This window comes from Pseudomonas sp. AM8 (assembly GCF_036346475.1).
GTDB lineage: Bacteria > Pseudomonadota > Gammaproteobacteria > Pseudomonadales > Pseudomonadaceae > Aquipseudomonas > Aquipseudomonas marginalis.
In genome coordinates, this window is sequence record NZ_JAOTNX010000002.1 from 41,339 (window position 1) to 59,362 (window position 18,024).

The 18,024-nt window shown below is 60.8% G+C and carries 15 protein-coding genes and 1 pseudogene; 14 read left to right on the forward strand and 2 right to left on the reverse strand.

The annotated features are described in order from the left end of the window. The first annotated feature begins 378 nt into the window (after positions 1-378). The 8 genes from V3W40_RS05225 (at position 379) to V3W40_RS05260 (ending at position 7,210) form a co-directional block, all read left to right on the forward strand. Complete coding sequence (locus V3W40_RS05225; protein ID WP_065948237.1) at positions 379-879, forward strand: DUF4822 domain-containing protein; 501 nt, start codon at positions 379-381, stop codon at positions 877-879. A gap of 52 nt (positions 880-931) precedes the next feature. After that, positions 932-1,363: a hypothetical protein gene (locus V3W40_RS05230; protein WP_370737672.1), complete on the forward strand. Its 432-nt coding sequence runs from the start codon at positions 932-934 to the stop codon at positions 1,361-1,363. A gap of 276 nt (positions 1,364-1,639) precedes the next feature. Next, positions 1,640-2,164, forward strand: coding sequence for a cysteine hydrolase family protein (locus V3W40_RS05235; protein ID WP_137212539.1), 525 nt, complete (start codon positions 1,640-1,642; stop codon positions 2,162-2,164). Positions 2,165-2,291: 127 nt separating this feature from the next. Continuing rightward, positions 2,292-3,245, forward strand: a complete 954-nt coding sequence (locus tag V3W40_RS05240) for a 2-hydroxyacid dehydrogenase (RefSeq protein WP_065928000.1) — start codon at positions 2,292-2,294, stop codon at positions 3,243-3,245. Positions 3,246-3,374: 129 nt separating this feature from the next. After that, positions 3,375-4,442: a phosphotransferase family protein gene (locus tag V3W40_RS05245; RefSeq protein WP_027608557.1), complete on the forward strand. Its 1,068-nt coding sequence runs from the start codon at positions 3,375-3,377 to the stop codon at positions 4,440-4,442. A gap of 10 nt (positions 4,443-4,452) precedes the next feature. Beyond that, positions 4,453-5,220, forward strand: coding sequence for an SDR family oxidoreductase (locus V3W40_RS05250; protein ID WP_027608558.1), 768 nt, complete (start codon positions 4,453-4,455; stop codon positions 5,218-5,220). 70 nt (positions 5,221-5,290) lie between these two features. After that, positions 5,291-6,724, forward strand: coding sequence for a MocR-like pyridoxine biosynthesis transcription factor PdxR (gene pdxR / locus V3W40_RS05255; RefSeq protein ID WP_330214572.1), 1,434 nt, complete (start codon positions 5,291-5,293; stop codon positions 6,722-6,724). Positions 6,725-6,808: 84 nt separating this feature from the next. Then, positions 6,809-7,210 carry a cupin domain-containing protein gene (locus V3W40_RS05260; protein WP_330214573.1) on the forward strand — a complete coding sequence of 134 codons (402 nt, stop codon included), beginning with the start codon at positions 6,809-6,811 and terminating at the stop codon, positions 7,208-7,210. Between the two features lie 39 nt (positions 7,211-7,249). On the opposite strand, the gene V3W40_RS05265 is transcribed toward V3W40_RS05260, so the two are convergent. Then, positions 7,250-7,879, reverse strand: coding sequence for a DNA-3-methyladenine glycosylase I (locus tag V3W40_RS05265; RefSeq protein WP_330214574.1), 630 nt, complete (start codon positions 7,877-7,879; stop codon positions 7,250-7,252). A gap of 217 nt (positions 7,880-8,096) precedes the next feature. On the opposite strand from V3W40_RS05265, the gene V3W40_RS05270 reads away from it, so the two are divergent. From V3W40_RS05270 to V3W40_RS05290, 5 genes and pseudogenes are all read left to right on the forward strand, one after another. Further along, on the forward strand, positions 8,097-9,422 hold the full coding sequence (locus V3W40_RS05270; RefSeq protein WP_330214927.1) for a C4-dicarboxylate transporter DctA: 1,326 nt from the start codon (positions 8,097-8,099) through the stop codon (positions 9,420-9,422). 32 nt (positions 9,423-9,454) lie between these two features. Then, positions 9,455-9,544: pseudogene (locus V3W40_RS05275) on the forward strand (outer membrane lipoprotein carrier protein LolA); the annotation flags it as partial. A 32-nt stretch (positions 9,545-9,576) separates the two neighbouring features. Continuing rightward, on the forward strand, positions 9,577-10,278 hold the full coding sequence (locus tag V3W40_RS05280) for a FadR/GntR family transcriptional regulator (RefSeq protein WP_065927995.1): 702 nt from the start codon (positions 9,577-9,579) through the stop codon (positions 10,276-10,278). 17 nt (positions 10,279-10,295) lie between these two features. Continuing rightward, positions 10,296-10,985, forward strand: coding sequence for a GntR family transcriptional regulator (locus tag V3W40_RS05285; protein WP_330214575.1), 690 nt, complete (start codon positions 10,296-10,298; stop codon positions 10,983-10,985). A gap of 77 nt (positions 10,986-11,062) precedes the next feature. Continuing rightward, positions 11,063-12,112, forward strand: coding sequence for a hypothetical protein (locus V3W40_RS05290; protein ID WP_137212534.1), 1,050 nt, complete (start codon positions 11,063-11,065; stop codon positions 12,110-12,112). Positions 12,113-12,202: 90 nt separating this feature from the next. Here the strand turns inward: V3W40_RS05290 and V3W40_RS05295 are convergent, their stop codons facing one another. After that, the gene (locus V3W40_RS05295; protein ID WP_065927992.1) at positions 12,203-17,062 is read right to left on the reverse strand and encodes an NAD-glutamate dehydrogenase; all 4,860 of its coding nucleotides are present in this window, start codon (positions 17,060-17,062) and stop codon (positions 12,203-12,205) included. A 491-nt stretch (positions 17,063-17,553) separates the two neighbouring features. Between V3W40_RS05295 and V3W40_RS05300 the strand changes: the two genes are divergently transcribed. Beyond that, entirely contained in the window at positions 17,554-17,907 is a 354-nt protein-coding gene (locus V3W40_RS05300; RefSeq protein WP_065927991.1) for a hypothetical protein, read from the forward strand. Positions 17,908-18,024 lie beyond the last annotated feature (117 nt).

An 18,024-nucleotide genomic window follows, 5' to 3' on the forward strand; every position in this document is an offset into this window, starting at 1 on the left:
ACCATAGAAGGGGCCGGATTGTCCGGGATTCTCTTGAATAAGCAAAGACTTAGCTGAGGAACGGTTATGCGGTGCAGACGCTCAAGCGCGGCCCTGGGCAGTGGTTTCGAGGGGCTGCCGCGGGCTTCTCGAGTGGCTGCCAGGCGCCATTGACGAGCGCGATCGGGGATTCTAACCAATGGACTTCCCATACTTTTAGAGAAGTCGCCTACAGCAAGACCAGAAACACCTTATATCTAAATAAAAGTTTAACCACAACAACCTTGCAATTGTTACACAACCCTACATAGCCATTGAGCATTCGCCAAGAACCAACCTAACATCGCCCCGCTCCATTCGAAGAACAACATGCTTATTTAAAATAACAAGGATTCCAATATGCGAAGACTCACTGTTGTTTTTGCTGGTTTGTTGATCACGGGCCTACTCTGCTCGTCTGAAAGTTACGCCAATCAAACCGCGTCCGAACCTGACGCTCAAGCACTGGCTTCCTCGCCTCAATGGCTGACCACCAAGGTTTATATCGAAGGCGAGCCGGACACCGACGTCAAGGCCAGCTACCCCGGCGTGGTAGGCATATCGATGTGGGACCCGCAGCGCAATCGCTATGAGTTCTTCTACACCGATACCGGCCGCTCGAAACACGCCGATGGCGGCGGCGGTTACTTCCTGGTCACCGGCGATAAAAAGACCCATATCCTGGTCCCTGACGTTGGCCCGACCAGAACCATTGTTAGAAGACTCGAAAAACTCGACAGCAGCGAATTCACTTATTCCCGCGAAGTGCCGCGCGATATGGTCAGCACTAACCCGCCCGTTCGGATTTATGTGGTACACGCCCCCTACACCGGCCCCATGAAGACAGTCATGTCGAACTGATTAAACATTCATGTTTAATGATAAAACCGAATAACAAACAAGGCACCCGACAATGAATATGCGCAAACTGTTAATACCCGCACTGCTGGCCGCGACACTGTTACCCGGTGTAGCGACTGCGCAAACTTCAACAACCCTTCCTGCAAAAAACGCTGCTGCCACAGCGGACAACGCCGTCATGTTGACCGTATTTCTTAAACACGATCAATCACGCCCGTTGAGCGAACTGAAACAACAACTGGCCAAGCAGGAATTTCACAAGGTGTTCCCACCAGCAGGAGTGGAAGTAGTGAGCTGGAACATCACCATGGGTATCGGGCAGGTCGTTGTGCTGCGCCTGCCGGCGTCGCGCCTGGCGGAAGTCAACCTGGCGATCGAAAACACCGCATGGGGGGTCTACACCACGGAATTCTTCCCCACCTACAATTTCATGGCCATCGCTCAGGCCGAGCAGGAAAAGGCACGGCTTAGCCCCCCGCAGTGATCTCCCGCTAGCATCCGCGCCCCCTGTTCCAGCTGGGGCGCAACTTTTTCGGCACCTGATGCATTTGACAGCCTCGCCCCTGTCCCAGCATGATCGAGGCATGACCTTTTTCCAGCAGCTCCTCACCCGCACCACCACCACGACCGCTCCAGGCGGGTCGTGCGGTTGCCGTGGGTGCTCAAGCTAAACACCCCCCAGATTCAACCCAAGGCCCCGCCAGCAATGGACGGGGCCTTTTTATTGCTCCGTCGCCTGGCACTCACAAGGAGCAATACCATGGCTGATGCCCTGTTGATCATCGATATGCAAACCGGCTTGTACGATGGCCCCGACAAACCCTTTGAACGCGAGCGTGTGCTGGGCACCATCAACTCGTTGATCGGCCGCGCCCGTGAAGCCGGCGCGCCGATCCTGGTCGCCCGCCATACCGGCCCGGCGGGCTCGCCGATAGCTGCGGGCAGTCCGAATTGGCAACTGTGGCAAGGGCTGCTGGTAGACGAAACTCACGACCATCTGCTCGACAAAACCCGCCCCAGTTGCTTCCTGGGTACCGACCTGGCCCGACGACTGCGAGCCCTGGAGGTTAATCAACTGGTGATCGTCGGGATGAAAACCCAGTACTGCATCGACACCACCTGCCGCGTGGCGGTAGAGCTGGGCTTCTCGGTGATCGTGCCTGAAGACGCCCATACCTGCATGGACACCCCGGCGCTGAAGGCCGAGGCGATCATCGCGCATCACAATGCCACGCTGGCGGGGGCGTTTGGGCTGAGTATGAAAGCGGCTGACGTCAGGTTCTGACCGGTACAGACTGTAGGAGCAAGCATGCTCGCGCCTGCAGTCGTAGATTTTTTCTACCCGAGCAAAACGCGCCCTCCTGCAAATCCCGCATACTGATGCCCTCAAACCCTTCAGGAAGAGCCTTCCGATGACCACCACTGTTCTGGTTCTGGTTGAAACCATCAATGAATACCTGCAAATCATCGAGAGCAACGACTTTCATGTGATCCTGGCGCCCACACCCAGCGAGCGCGCCCAGGCGATCAAGACCCATGGCGGGCAGATCAAGGCCGTACTGACCCGGGGCCCGCTGGGCCTGTATGCCGAAGAAATCGCGGCCCTGCCAATGCTGGAGATCATCTGCGTGATCGGCGCCGGTTATGAGCATGTCGACCTGCAGGCCGCGAGCAATCGCGGCATCGTGGTCACCAATGGCGCCGGGGTGAATGCGCCGTCGGTGGCCGACCACGCCATGGCGCTGCTGTTGTCGCTGGTGCGCGGCATTCCCCAGACGGACGCAGCGGTACGCCGCAGCGAATGGCCCAAGGTCATGCGCCCGTCCCTGGGCGGCAAGCAATTGGGCATCCTCGGGCTCGGCGCGGTGGGCCTGGAAATCGCCAAGCGCGCGGCCCTCGGCTTTGGCATGGAAGTGAGCTATCACAACCGCCAGCCGCGCGATGATGTGGACTACACCTACTGCGCCACGGCCGTGGAGCTGGCGCGCAGCTCGGATTTCTTGGTCCTGGCCACGCCCGGCGGCGCCGGCACGCGCCACTTGATCGACCGCCACGCCCTGGACGCCCTCGGCCCGAACGGTTACCTGGTGAATATCGGCCGTGGCAGCGTGGTGGTCACCGCCGACCTGGTCACCGCCCTTGAACAACGCCGTATCGGGGGTGCGGCGCTGGACGTGTTCGACGATGAACCCAAGGTGCCGGATGCCCTCAAGCGCTTGAGCAATACCGTGCTCACGTCCCATGTGGCCGGCCTGTCTCCCGAGGCCGCCCACGACACCGTGCAGCGTGTGGCCGACAACCTGGTGGAGTACTTTGCCGGCCGGCCGGTGCTTACCCCGGTCGTCCTGCCCCCGCCCGTAAAATGACCAATCAGGCAGGCTGATCACCCTTCAACACGCTAACCTATTAAGCCGCCCCGACCTTGTCGCTGGGCGGTGGTGCGCATTAGATTAGGAAATAGTCCGACGCCTTTAGAATAAGCAGAAGGGATAAGCATGGCGCTTAACGACCAATCGACCCAGATTCGCCCAGGCGAAGAACTTGATGCCAACTTGATCGATCCCTACCTCAAGGCCCATATCCCAGGCCTGAGCGGCACGCCCACGATCAGCCAGTTCCCCGGTGGCGCATCCAACCTCACCTACCTGCTGGAATACCCCGGCCAGGAATTCGTGCTGCGTCGCCCACCCTTTGGCCACAAGGCCAAGTCCGCCCACGACATGGGCCGCGAATACCGCATTCTCAACCAGCTCAAGGATGGTTTCCCGTATTGCCCCAAGGCCTATGTGCACTGCACCGACGCGTCGGTGATCGGCGCCGAGTTCTATGTGATGGAACGGGTCAACGGCATCATCCTGCGTTCCGACCTGCCCGCCGAACTGGGCCTGGATGCCACCCGGACCGAGGCGTTGTGCAAAAGCTTTATCGACAAGTTCGTCGAACTGCACCAGGTCGACTACCGCGCCTGCGGCCTGGCCGACCTGGGCAAGCCTGAAGGTTATGTGGCACGCCAGATTGGTGGCTGGAGCGACCGCTACGAAAAGGCCCTGACCCCCGACGCCCCCAACTGGGAAAAGGTACGTGCCTGGCTCAACGACAAGATGCCCGCCGACCATCCCACCTCGAGCATCGTGCATAACGACTACCGCTTCGATAACGTGATCCTCGACCCGCACAACCCGATGCAGATCATCGGCGTGTTGGATTGGGAACTGACCACCCTCGGCGACCCGCTGATGGACCTGGGCAACACCCTCGCCTACTGGATCGAAGCCGACGACCCGGCGCCGGTGCAACTGATGCGCCGCCAGCCGAGCAATGCCCCCGGCATGCTCACCCGCCGCCAGTTCGTGGATTACTACGCTGAGCGCGCCGGGATCCAGATCGACAATTTCGACTTCTACTACACCTACGGCCTGTTCCGCCTGGCCGGCATCGTGCAGCAGATCTACTACCGTTTCTTCCACGGCCAGACCCAGGACAAACGCTTTGCGCAGTTCATCCACATGAACAAGCTGCTGGAGCAGATGAGCCTGAATGTCATCGGTAAATCAGCCCTCTAAGGAATCGCTAATGTCCAAGACCCACCTGTTCGACCTCGACGGCAAGATTGCCTTTGTGTCCGGCGCCAGCCGTGGCATCGGTGAAGCCATCGCCAAGCTGCTTGCCCAGCAAGGCGCCCACGTGATCGTCTCGAGCCGCAAGCTCGAAGGCTGCCAGCATGTGGCGGATGCAATCATCGCCGACGGCGGCAAGGCCACGGCGATTGCCTGCCATATCGGTGAAATGGAGCAGATTACCCAGGTGTTTGCCGGCATCCGCGAACAGTTCGGCCGCCTGGACATACTGGTCAACAATGCCGCGACCAACCCGCAGTTCTGCAACGTGCTGGACACCGACCTCGGCGCCTTCCAGAAGACCGTTGACGTGAACATTCGCGGCTACTTCTTCATGTCGGTGGAAGCCGGCAAGCTGATGCGCGAGAACGGTGGCGGCAGCATCATCAACGTGGCGTCGATCAACGGCATTTCGCCGGGCGTGTTCCAGGGCATCTACTCGGTGACCAAGGCCGCCGTGATCAACATGACCAAGGTGTTCGCCAAGGAATGCGCCGAATTCGGCATTCGTTGCAACGCCCTGTTGCCGGGCCTGACCGACACCAAGTTCGCCTCGGCGCTGGTGAAGAACGACGCGATCCTGAAAATGGCCCTGGCGCAGATCCCGCTCAAGCGCGTGGCCGACCCGAGCGAGATGGCCGGTGCGGTGCTGTACCTGGCCAGCGATGCGTCGAGCTACACCACCGGTGTGTCGCTGAATGTGGATGGCGGGTTCCTGTCCTGAGTACGCCTGGGTTTCTACAGATCGATTTACGCGTAACCTTGGCGCAGATCGATCTGTCTCAGGATGAAACATGGAACTCCACATCGTCATCAACGGGCGTAAGGACCTGGCGGCCCAGCTTTATCAGCAGTTGCGTGAAGCCATCGCCACCGGGCGTCTCTCGGCGGGCGCGCAACTGCCACCCAGCCGCCTGCTGGCCGAGCAATTAGGCGTATCGCGTAAGACCGTATCCGACACCTACGCCACCCTGACCTACGAAGGCCTGCTGGTGGGCAAGATTGGCCGTGGCACCTTCGTCAACGCGTGGGCACCACAGCCGAATCGCGTGCAGACCGCCACCGACCTGGCCTGCGCCGCCAACCTGGCGAAGTGGCAGTCACTGCCCTCGCCCATGCGCCATCCCACCCGCGACAGCACGTTGCGCTACGAATTTATCGGCGGCGCCACCAGCCGCAACCAGTTCCCCCAGGATGAATGGCGGCGCTGCACCCAGGATGCGCTGCGGCGCATCGCCCAGAACAGTGGGTTCTACAGCCAGCCCGAAGGGGTGCCGGCACTGCGCAGTGCCATCGCCGGGCATATCGCGTTTTCCCGTGGGGTCAAATGCCGCGACAGCGACATCGTGGTCACCAACGGTGCGCAGCAGGCGTTGGACCTGATCGCCCGCGTGGTGCTGGAACCGGGCAGCATCGTCGCCATGGAAGACCCCGGCTACAGCCCCGCGCGCCAGTTGTTCATGGCGATGGGGGCCTTGGTCATCGGGGTTCCCATCGATGAACAAGGCATTCAGGTCGACCGGATCCCCGATGGCGCCCGGCTGATCTACGTCACGCCCTCCCACCAGTTCCCCCTCGGCATGCCCATGAGCCTGCCACGTCGGGAGTCACTGCTGGCACGCGCCTTCGAGTTGGGTGCGATCATCATCGAGGACGACTACGACAGCGAGTTCCGCTACGAAGGCCGGCCCACCGACTCCCTGCAAAGCATGGACAGCCGTGGCGTGGTCACCTACGTCGGGACGTTCTCCAAGACCCTGTTGCCCGAACTGCGCCTGGGCTATGCGGTGCTGCCGCCGGCGATCTACGGCGCGGTGCTCAAGGCCAAGCAATTGACCGACCAGCACAGCTCCACATTGCCGCAATGGGCGCTGGCCAAATTCATCAGCGAAGGCTATTTGCTCAAGCATATTCGCCGCTGCCACAGCGTATACGCCGGGCGCCGCGAGCGCATTTTGCAGCGCCTGGCGGGCGACCTGTCGCCGTGGTTCGAAGCGGTGCCCACCGTCGCCGGGTTCCATATGGCGGCGTTGTGCAAAGTACCGGTGAATATCCCGTTGCTGATGGAATTGGCGCGCCAGGTGGAAGTCGGCCTGTACCCGCTGGACGTGTTCTTCCACGACACGCCGGTGCGTTCGGGCCTGATCATCGGGTTTGGGGCCATCGAGACCCTCGATATCGACCCGGCGCTGGACAAGGTGCGCGATATTCTCCAGCAGATTGGCTAAGGGTTTTTCCGCCGGATTGGTCATTGGTCGCTCGAAAATCCCGGCGTACGGTGGGCAGGTCTCGAACTTCTCGGAAACTTCGCCATGAAACGCCTGCTCGCCACCACCCTGATGCTCGCCTCGCTCAGCGCCTTTGCCCACCCGCCCGTGTACAACCAGGAATCGATCAAGGTCCTGCAAGAACACCCGCTGCCCCAGGTGCCCGGCAAGAAAACCCTCCTGCTCACCGTCGACTACGCCCCCGGCCAGGCCACCGTGCCCCACAGCCACACGGGCACAGCCGTGGCCTATGTGCTCGAAGGCGCGATTACCTCGCGGGTGAATGATGAGAAAGCCAGGACCTACACGGTCGGCGAATCGTTCTACGAGCCCGCGGGTTCGCGACACTTTGAATCCAGCAATGCCAGCCAGACCCAGCCGGCCAGGCTGCTGGTAGTGATGGTGCTGGATGACAAGGCCGAGGTGTTGACCCCTCTTCCACACTAATCAGTAGTATGGGTGAACCCCCCTCCCACCGTCAGCGGCTCACGGGCGCTTGAACTGGCGGCGCAGTTCTTCGATCTTTGGGCGGCACACGCACCCATCAAGGTGATCATTGACCATCCCCATCGCCTGCATCAGCGCATACATCGTGGTCGGCCCGACGAACGTCCAGCCGCGTTTCTTCAAGGCCTTGGACAGGCGCACCGAGGCCGGCGAGGTGGGATTGCCCGTCCAGTAAGCCAGGTCCACCACTGCCGGGCGCTCTTCAGGGCCGGGTTCGAACGCCCACAACCACTGCGCCAGCGAGCCGGTCTCATCCACCAGCTCGCACGCCCGGCGGGCGTTGTTGATGGTGGAAACGATCTTCGCCCGATTACGCACGATGCCCGGGTCCTGCATCAACCGCGCGATATCCGCCTCGCCGTACTGCGCCACCCGGCGAAAATCAAAACCGTCGAATGCCACCCTGAACGGCTCGCGCTTGCGCAGGATGGTGATCCAGGCCATGCCGGCCTGGAAGCCTTCCAGGCAGATCTTCTCGTACAGTTGAACATCATCCGCCACCGGTACGCCCCACTCGTGGTCGTGATAACGGAGGTATTCCGGCGCGGCCGTGCGCCAGGTGCAGCGGGTCAGCCCGGTGTCGTCAGTGGTCAGTCCTGGTTTGTCCATCCATCACCTCATGTGCCTGGCGGCGGATGATAAGCGAAAAAATTTGCGCCCCGCCAACCGCTCAAGCATCAACCTTCGCGACCAACTGGTCAGACCGGGACCTGCCAACCGCCGAATTTTTACTTGTGATTTCAAAAATACCTGGCCTAGACTGGCGAGGCACTGGACTTACCGGTATGACCACAACAATTAAGCCCTGGAACCACCAGGGCACCGAATAGAGATCCCTCCCATGCTCAGATGGTGCTCGCGTTCGATTTTCCTGCAAGTCGTGATTGGCCTGATGCTCGGCATTGTGTGCGGCCTGGCCCTTCCCGAATTCTCCTCGCAACTCAAACCCCTGGGTGACGGCTTTATCAAGCTGATCAAGATGCTGATCGGCCTGATCGTGTTCTGCGTAGTGGTCAGCGGTATTTCTGGTGCCGGCGACTTGAAGAAAGTCGGGCGCATCGGCCTCAAGTCGGTGATCTACTTTGAAGTGCTCACCACCATCGCCCTGGTGATCGGCCTGGTCATGGCCTTCAGCACCGGGATCGGCCAAGGTGCCAATATCCACCTGGAGCAGCTCTCCTCTGCCGGCCTGAATGAACTGGCCGACAAGGGCCAGCACATCAAAGGCACCAGCCAGTTCCTGATGGACCTGATCCCTAATTCGGTGATCGGCGCCTTTGCCGACAACAACGTGCTGCAAGTGCTGCTGTTCTCGGTACTGTTCGGCAGCGCGCTGAACCTGGTAGGCGAAGCAGCCTCGGGCATCACCCGGCTGATCAACGAACTCAGCCACGTGATTTTCCGCATCATGGGCATGATCGTGCGCCTGGCGCCCATCGGCGTGTTTGGCGCGATCGCCTTCACCACCAGCACCTACGGGCTGGACTCCCTGCAACACCTGGGCAGCCTGGTGGGCCTGTTCTACCTGACCTGCTTTGCGTTTGTCGCGCTGATCCTCGGCCTGGTGATGCGCCTGTCGGGCCTGCGCATGCTGCCGTTGCTCAAGTACCTGCGCGAAGAACTGTTGATCGTGATGGGTACCGCCTCCTCCGACGCGGTGCTGCCGCAGGTCATGCGCAAACTCGAACACCTGGGCATCGGCAGTTCCACCGTGGGCCTGGTGATTCCAACCGGGTACTCGTTCAACCTCGACGGCTTCTCGATCTACCTGACCCTGGCCATCGTGTTTATCGCCAACGCCACCGGCACGCCGCTGTCGATGACCGATCTGCTGACCATCCTGCTGGTGTCGCTGATCACCTCCAAGGGTGCCCACGGGATTCCCGGCTCGGCGCTGGTGATTCTGGCGGCAACGCTTACGGCGATCCCGGCGATTCCGGTGGTCGGCCTGGTGCTGGTGTTGGCGGTGGACTGGTTCATGGGCATCGGTCGCGCGTTGACCAACCTGATCGGCAACTGCGTCGCCACCGTGGCCATCGCGCGCTGGGAAAAAGACATCGATATCCAACGCGCCAACAAGGTGCTGGACGGCCAGCAAGGTTATGCCTTCCAGGCCAGGAAGCCGGTAGTGCCGGCTCACCAGGAATTTTAAAACGCTAAACGCTTTCCACTGTAGGAGCGAGCTTGCTCGCGAAGGTCGTCAACGATAACGCGGGCATTCTGGATGCACGCGGTGACTTGAAGTTTTTCGCGAGCAAGCTCGCTCCTACAGTGCAGGGATTATTCATTTTTAAGGAGCGCACGACGTGATCAGCACCTCAACCGTCGTCAATTCAGTCGTAGAAAAACTCCGCGCCGCCCTGGCTCGCGGTCAGTGGCGCCGGGGCGAAATGCTGCCCGGCCAGCGCGAACTGGCCGAACAGATGGGCATCAGCCGCCCCAGCCTGCGCGAAGCGGTCATCGTGCTGGAAACCCTCGGCTTGGTGCGCTCCATGCCCGGCAAAGGCGTGGTCGTGCTGGAAACCAGCGTCAGCGAACCACAATCGAGCGACGCCGTGGCCGACGCCAGCCTCGAAGACATCCTGCAACTGCGCTACACCCTCGAACCCTTTATCGTCGGCCTGGTGGCCCAGTCCATCAGCAGCAAGGAAGTCGGCCAATTGCGCCTGACCCTGATGGACATGCGCGAAGCCCTGGATGCCGGTGACGCCGAAGCCGGCATGAACGCTTACCTCGACTTTCATGAGGAACTGTTCGCGCTCACCTCCAACCCGATCTTCCAGAACGTGGTGCAGCAAACCAGCAATGCCCTCAAGCAAAGCACCCAGGTGCTGCGCAACTCACCCGAGCACCTGGCGGAACGCCTGCAGGAAAATGAGGCGGTGGTACGCGCCATCCGCAACAAGAACAGCGCCCTGGCCAGTGCCGAAATGCGCCGGCATATCCTCCAGGAAGGCCTGCGCATGGGCATTCGCCTGAATATCCCGGACGATCATCTGGGCAGCTGATTTATTGGAGACCGGCCATGACCGCCCACGCCCTGCAACACGCCCCCTACTTGCCCACCCTGCGCCTGGTGGCCGGCAAGAAGCCTTCGGTGGATGACATCTACCCACGGTTGTTCGACGCAATCCTCGAACAACGCATCGCCCCGGCCAGCCGCTTCACCGAAGAAAGCCTGGGCGAAACCTTCGGCGTGAGCCGCAGCGTGATCCGTCGGGTATTGGCCAAACTGTCCCATCAGCAAGTGATTATCCTGCGTCCGAACCAGCGCGCCCAAGTGGCGGCGCCGGATGCCCAGCAGACGCGGCAAATCCTCGAAGCGCGGCGCATGACCGAAATGACCGTGGTGCAATTGGCATGCGCCCAGGCCAGCTCCGGGCAAATCCGCCAATTACGCGAATTGATCGCCCGCGAGCGCGATTGCATTGAACGTGACCAGCGTGGGCCGGCGATACGCTTGTCGGGGGAGTTTCACCTGCAGTTGGCAGCCATAGCAGGAAATGCGCCGCTGGCGCAGTTCCTGAACAGCCTGGTGCCGCTGACGTCGTTGATCATTGCGCAATATGAGGCCAAAGCCTGCACGTATTGCGCGTGGCAGGAGCATGTGGCGATTGTCGACGCAGTTGAGCAACGCGACGTCAACCGTGCGATCAGCCTGATGACCCAGCATTTGGATCACCTGGAATCGAAACTGCTCAAGCTAACGCAATAGCTATGTAACGCCTGAGGGCCCAGGCAATCTCACACCCTGTTTGCGCACAATTTGAGTGCGTATTACAGGTACCAATCATGAAATCAGATTCAAAAATACGACCAGCACTGTTCAGCGTGCTTTCGCAACTGAACACGCAAAAAACAACAATGCCACTGGAAATGCAGACGGCTCTGAACGAGTTGAACGATGCTGCGCTTTACACGGGAGCGAAAATATTCCAGCTCAACAAACTTGAAGAAGCCGAGCGCTTTCTAAACATAGCCGCCGCGACCGGCAACGCTTGGTCTCAGTTCGCCCTGGCCACATGCGGTGCTTACCGCGACGGCATCTGGCATCACAAGAACGGTGAGGTCACTTCCCACGCAAGCGACGATACAAAGAAATGGCTCAGATTGGCTGCGGCTCAGAACTATATTCCTGCCTTGATACAACTGGGTGACGCCCAGTCCCTGGAAAAAGCCAAGGGCCTGCTGACCAACCCGGCGAGCCAAGAGAATCCCCAGGGCATGTATTACATGTACCTCATTACCAATGACACCCACTGGTTGGAGAAGTCCGCCGCCGTCGGCTGGAACCAAGCCCAATACAAACTCGCCCAGTTGTATCAACAAAAGCCTGAGATCTTTAGTAACGACACCCTACGCCACGCCCGAATCGAAGAACTCCTGCAAGCGTCCGCAGACGGTGGACTGCCTTTGGCGGTACACGCACGAGTCTTTTCTGATGAGTCGAATGCCAGCTTTGCCGAAAAACAATCACGTCTTGCTCAACTGGCGTGGATGGGACAGGTATACGGGATGCTCGAATACGGCTACGCACTCGCCAACTTTGCACGCGCGCAAAAAGACGCATCCCGCTATGCCCCTGGCGAGCGACAGGCGCCGCGCACGTACGGCCTAGCCAAGGACCTCGGCCTGGCCTACGCGATGTTGAAGTATGTACTCAAGAAAACAGCGGAGGTTGAAGAGGTTCCCATGCTTGCATCCGACCTCCACGCAATCGAAATGCAGATGACGCAAATGGATTGGGAAAAGGCCAACACGACCCTGACCCAACTTGCAGAAAAGGCTATTGAACCCTTCTCTCGCCTTGAGGAGTTGATCATTCCGGGCACTGCGAAATAATCGTCCAATAGCGGGCTGCCCGGGTTCACCGGGCCAAAAAAAATCCCTGAATCGTGAGATTCAGGGATTCTTCCAGTACCAGTCGTTGTTTTACAACACCGATTGACCACTCAACGCCAGGTCCAGCAACTCACGGTTGGCCACCGCGTACATGGCGTAGTCCGTGCCGACCGCAGCACGGATTTCCACCATCATTGCGACCCAACGATCAGCCATGTCCTTGTGCTGCTCAAGCCACAGGGCCACGCGGGCTTCCATGTCCTGTGGCGCGTCGGCCATTTGCAGGACGGAAATGGTGATCGCACGTTGCTGCCAGTCCACATCGTCGCGGAACGCTTCGCGGGCCTGGGCCTGCCAGTTGTTGGCCACGGGCAGATCGCTGATCTGCTGCAGATACCACGGCAGGTCCAGGGCGCTGCCGACAGCGAAGTAGGCCTTGGCCACTTCGGCGGCGTCATGCCCGGTCACATCAGCGGCTTCGATGATCGGCAGCAAGGTGTACAGGTGGGTCGTGCCTGCAACCATGCGCGCCAGCAACTCCGGCACGCCGGCTTCGGTGTAGGCCTGGTAGCGGGTCTGCCAGCCTTCGCGGGTCGGACCTTCCAGCAGTTCGTCGAGCTTGAGGCCCAACGCGGCCAGGTGCGGACCGAAGTGCGCGGTGTCACGGCCGGCGTCCTGCTCGTTGCGACGGCTGCGCAGGAACCAGCGCGTGGCGCGACGGCCCAGGCGCATCAACTCATCCATCAACTGCAATTGCACGTCAGCGGAGACCTGGTGGTCCAGGGCTTCGATCTGGCGGAACCAGTGCGGGAGGTGGAAGATGTCGCGCACGATCACGTAGGCACCGGCCACGTTCGCCGGGCTCATGCCGGTCGACTCCTTGAGTCGCTGCACAAAGGTGATGCCCATGTGGTTGACCAGGTCGTTGGCGATCTGGGTGCTGACGATCTCGCGCTTCAGACGGTGGCGACGCATGGCTTCGCCGAACTTGGCCACCAGGCTCGGTGGGAACGCGGTCTCCATGTCGCGGGTCAGGTAGTCGTCATCCGGTACCAGCGACTTGAGCAGCGCTTCCTTGAGGTCGATCTTGCTGTAGGAAATCAGCACCGACAGTTCCGGACGGGTCAGGCCCTTGCCGGTGGAAGCGCGCTCGGTGAGCTGCTCCTCGGTCGGCAGGTACTCGATGGCGCGGTCCAGCTTGCCACGGCCTTCCAGGTCGCTCATCAGGCGCTTGTACTCGGCGGCACGCTCGTAGGCACGGCGCGCAGCCAGGGACAGGGCCTGGGTCTGCTTGTAGTTGTTGCCCAACACCAGGCTGCCGACTTCGTCGGTCATGCTCGCCAGCAACTGGTTGCGTTGCTTGTCGGTCATGTCGCCGGCCTGCACCACTTCGTTGAGCAGGATCTTGATGTTCACTTCGTGGTCGGAGCAGTCCACGCCACCGGCGTTGTCGATGAAGTCGGTGTTGGAGCCGCCACCATTGAGACCGAATTCCACACGGCCCAGCTGGGTCATGCCGAGGTTACCGCCCTCGCCCACCACCTTGCAGCGCAGCTCGTTGCCGTTGACGCGCAGCGCGTCGTTGGCCTTGTCGCCTACATCGGCATGGCTTTCGGTGCTGGCCTTGACGTAGGTACCGATACCGCCGTTCCACAACAGGTCCACCGGCGCCTTGAGCAAGGCGTTCAGCAGTTCGGTCGGGGTCAGCTTGTCGGCCGAAATGTCAAAGCGTTCCTTCATCTGTGGCGAGATGGCAATGCTCTTCGCGCTGCGCGAGAAGATACCGCCGCCTTCGGACATGATGCTGGTGTCGTAGTCGGTCCAGGCCGAACGCGGCAGCTCGAACATGCGCTGGCGCTCGACGAAGCTGGTGGCCGGGTTCGGGTTCGGGTCGATAAAGATATGCAGGTGGTTGAAGGCCGCGACCAGTTGCAGCTTGTCGGACATCAACAGGCCGTTACCGAACACGTCGCCGGCCATATCGCCGACGCCCACCACGGTGATGCTGTCTTCCTGCACGTTGATGCCGCGCTCACGGAAGTGACGCTGCACACCGACCCAAGCCCCCTTGGCAGTGATGCCCATTTTCTTGTGGTCGTAACCGGCGGAACCACCGGAGGCAAAGGCATCGCCCAGCCAGAAGCCGTAGTCGATGGCGATGCCGTTGGCGATGTCGGAGAAGGTCGCGGTGCCCTTGTCCGCTGCCACCACCAGGTACGGGTCATCGTCGTCATGGCGCACGACGTTGGCCGGCGGCACCAGGGCGCCATCCTTCAGGTTGTCGGTGATGTCCAACAGGCCGGAAATGAAGATGCGGTAGCAGGCGATGCCCTCGGCCGCGATCTCGTCACGGCTGCCGCCCAATGGCAGGCGACGCGGCAGGAAGCCGCCCTTGGCGCCCACCGGCACGATCACCGAGTTCTTCACTTGCTGGGCTTTGACCAGGCCGAGCACTTCGGTACGGAAGTCTTCTTCACGGTCGGACCAGCGCAGGCCGCCACGGGCCACATTGCCAAAGCGTAGGTGCACGCCTTCGACACGCGGCGAGTAGACGAAGATTTCAAACTTCGGCACCGGCTTGGGCAGCTCGGGGATGGCACGCGGGTCGAACTTGAAGCTGAAGTACGACTTGTTCTGGCCGTTGGCGTCGGTCTGGTAGAAGTTGGTGCGCAGGGTGGCCTTGATCAGGTCCAGGTAGCGCCGCAGGATGCGGTCTTCGTTGAGCACCTGGACGTCGTCCAGGGCCGTGAGGATCGCTTGTTCCAGGCGTTGCTGCTTGTCTTCCAGGTCATCGGCGGTGAGCTTGCGCGCCAGATAGAAGCGGGTCTTGAACAACCGGGTCAACTCGCGGGCGATGTCGGTGTGGTTGTTCAGGGTGCTGGCGATGTAGCCGAGGTCGAAGCCCAGGCGGATCTGCTTCAGGTAACGGGCGTAGGCACGCAACAGCGCGACGTCGCGCCATGGCAGGCCGGCGGTGAGTACCAGGCGGTTGAACGCATCGTTCTCGGCATCGCCATGCACGATGTGCACGAACGCGTCCTGCAGGGTGTCGTTGAGCTGCTGGATGTCCAGGTTCACGCCTTCGGCGGCGATGAACGCAAAATCGTGGATCCAGAACTCGCGGCCGTTGGCATGGCGCAGGCGGTACGGGAACTCACCCAGCACGCGCAGGCCGAGGTTTTCCAGGATCGGCAAGACGTCGGACAGCGCCAGCGGGGTATCGGCGTGATACAGCTTGCAATGCAGCTCGCGCTGGCCGGAGACCTGGCCCAGCGGCTGATAGAAGCTCATCACCAGCGGGTTGGCTTCGGTGAGGCTGAGCAGGTGCTGCATGTCGACCACGGCCGAGTGCGCAGCGAAACGCTCGCGGTAGCCGGCCGGGAAGCCTTTCGGGAAGTCCGCCAGCACGTTGGTGCCGTGGGCTTCGCCGAAGCTTTCCACAACGAGGCTGGAGTAGTCGTCCTGCCAGCTGCGGCAGGCCTGCACCACTTCTTTTTCCAGTTGCAGCGGGTCGATGTCCAGGCGGTTCTTCGGGTCGACCCGCAGAATCAGCTGCACGCGCGCCAGCACGGATTCGGAGAAGAAGGTCCAGAATTCGCAGTCCGAGGCTTTCAGGCGATCCATCAGCACTTGCTGGATCTTCTGGCGCACTTCGGTGGAATAGATGTCGCGCGGCACGTAGGCCAGGCAGTAGCAGAAACGACCGTACGGGTCTTTACGCAGGAACACACGGATCTTGTTGCGTTCCTGGATCTGCACGATCGACATCACGGTGCTGAACAGCTCGTCGACCGGGGTCTGGAACAGGTCGTCACGGGGCAGCACTTCAACGACTTGAGCAAGCTCCTTGCCCAGGTGCGCCTTGGCCTGGAAGCCCGAGCGACGCTCGATTTCCGCGACCTTGCGGCGGATATACGGGATGACGCGCACGCTTTCGCCATACACCGACGAGGTGTAGAGGCCCATGAAGCGGCATTCCTTGATCACCTTGCCGTCGGCATCGATCTGGCGGATCGACACGTAGTCCGGGTAAGCCGGGCGGTGCACACGGCTTGGGTGCGCGGCCTTGGCGAACGACAGCACGGTCGGCTCGCGCAGGTACGACACGGCGTAGTCTTCGATGCGCAGGTCGTCGGCGGTCAGGCCGGCGCGCAGCAGCTTGGTCAGACCGAGGAACGAGCTGGCGTCATATTCGATATGACCGCCGTCCGCCTCGTCACGTACCACGAACTCTTCATAGCCGAGGAAGGTGAAGTGGTTGCCCACCAGCCATTCCAGGAAGTTCTTGATCTCGGCTTTCTCTTCGCCGTCGATGCCGAACGGGCTGGCGTCGATACCGTCGAGCAGCTCCTGGACCTTGGCCTTCATCGGTTCGAAATCGGCCACGGCCACGCGCACTTCGCCCAGTACCTGCTCAAGCTCTTTGCTCAGCACGTTCAGTTCGGCGGCGTTGGCGCAGCGGTCGATTTCCAGGTACATCAGCGACTCTTGCTCGATGCCTTCGCCCTGGGTGCCCTTGGGCAGGATTTCCAGCAACTCGCCCTTGCTGCCACGGCGCACGCTGAGCACGGTGGTCTGCAGGGTATGGATGCTGTAGCCACGGCGGTTCAGCTCGGTGCGTACCGAGTCCACCAGGAATGGCAGGTCATGGTGCAGCACTTCGACCGCAGTGTGGGTCGATTGCCAGCCATGACGTTCGTAATCGGGGTTGTAGACCCGCACTTGCGGTTGGGTGTGATCAAAGCGCTCAAGCAGGCGCCAGGCAGACAGGGTGCAACCGGCCAGGTCGGAAAGGCGACGCTGGGTCAGTTCATCCAGGGAAATGATGCCGAAGAATTGCTCAGCGAACAGCGCCACTTGTGGCAGTGCCTGTTCACTGATGTGCTGCGCCAGTGCCGCTTGCAGTTGATGCTGGAAGTCGGCCTTGCTGGCTGCGGTGAAGAACGCCATCTGTGGTACTCCGCTTGGGCTTGTTATTGATGGAAGCGTCGCGTGTTATCCCCTGGTGGGGAGACCGTCAGCTCTGTTCGCAGGTAACGAGTTAAGCACCATAAACGAATCAGGGTGACAGGTGGGTGAAGCTGGACAAGACAATGAGGTCACATACAACTTCCATAAGATGCGCACCTTGCCGGGTGACGGTACGACGGGCAGGTCAGGCGCCTGGCACGTGCACATCCGTTGCGCAGCTTAACGAGTGTGGGAAGCCGGGTGCTTGCGATGCTGCGACATATTCGGTCATCGGTACGCAGGCGTGGGGTTGCGACTTGGGCAACCCGGAATTCCCGGTAGAAAAACCGGCTATTTTCCCGGCCCCGAGTACCGAAAATGACCGGTATTGCCCGTCAGGTCATGCGCTGGGTCTGACACAGGAAGCAGCACAAAATTCGCCGCAATGGCACAATTGCCTACGCAACGCCCTACCCCAGACAGGATTCCCCATGCTGCAACTGAAAACCGACGCCCTGATGGCCACCCCGTGCGACGACGAAGAAGACAACATGGCCATGCTCTGCTGCCACGGCAGGAACGGCGAGATGTTCATGCTCACCCGCTACCCCGACGAAGACGAAGTGGAACTGACCTGGGACTATGAGCCGTCGACCCTGGATGGGCTGAAAGTCACCCTCAGCGACACGACATTGCGGGTAGAGCTGGCAGCGGGCGATGCCGATGCACTGGGCGGCAAGGACCAATTGGAGATAACCCACGCCACCGCCGCAGCGGAGATGGCAGAAGTGGAACAAACCCTGCAAAACATCCTCAAGGGCACCGGCACCTACATCCGCGCCTGAATCGCACTGGCGCAGCCTTCACCGATGCCCTTGACCGTTGGTCGGTACTGTTATTTCTAACAGTACCCGGCCCCGTGTTTCCGGCCTTAGCTGAGCAAAGCAACGGTGACTGCACGG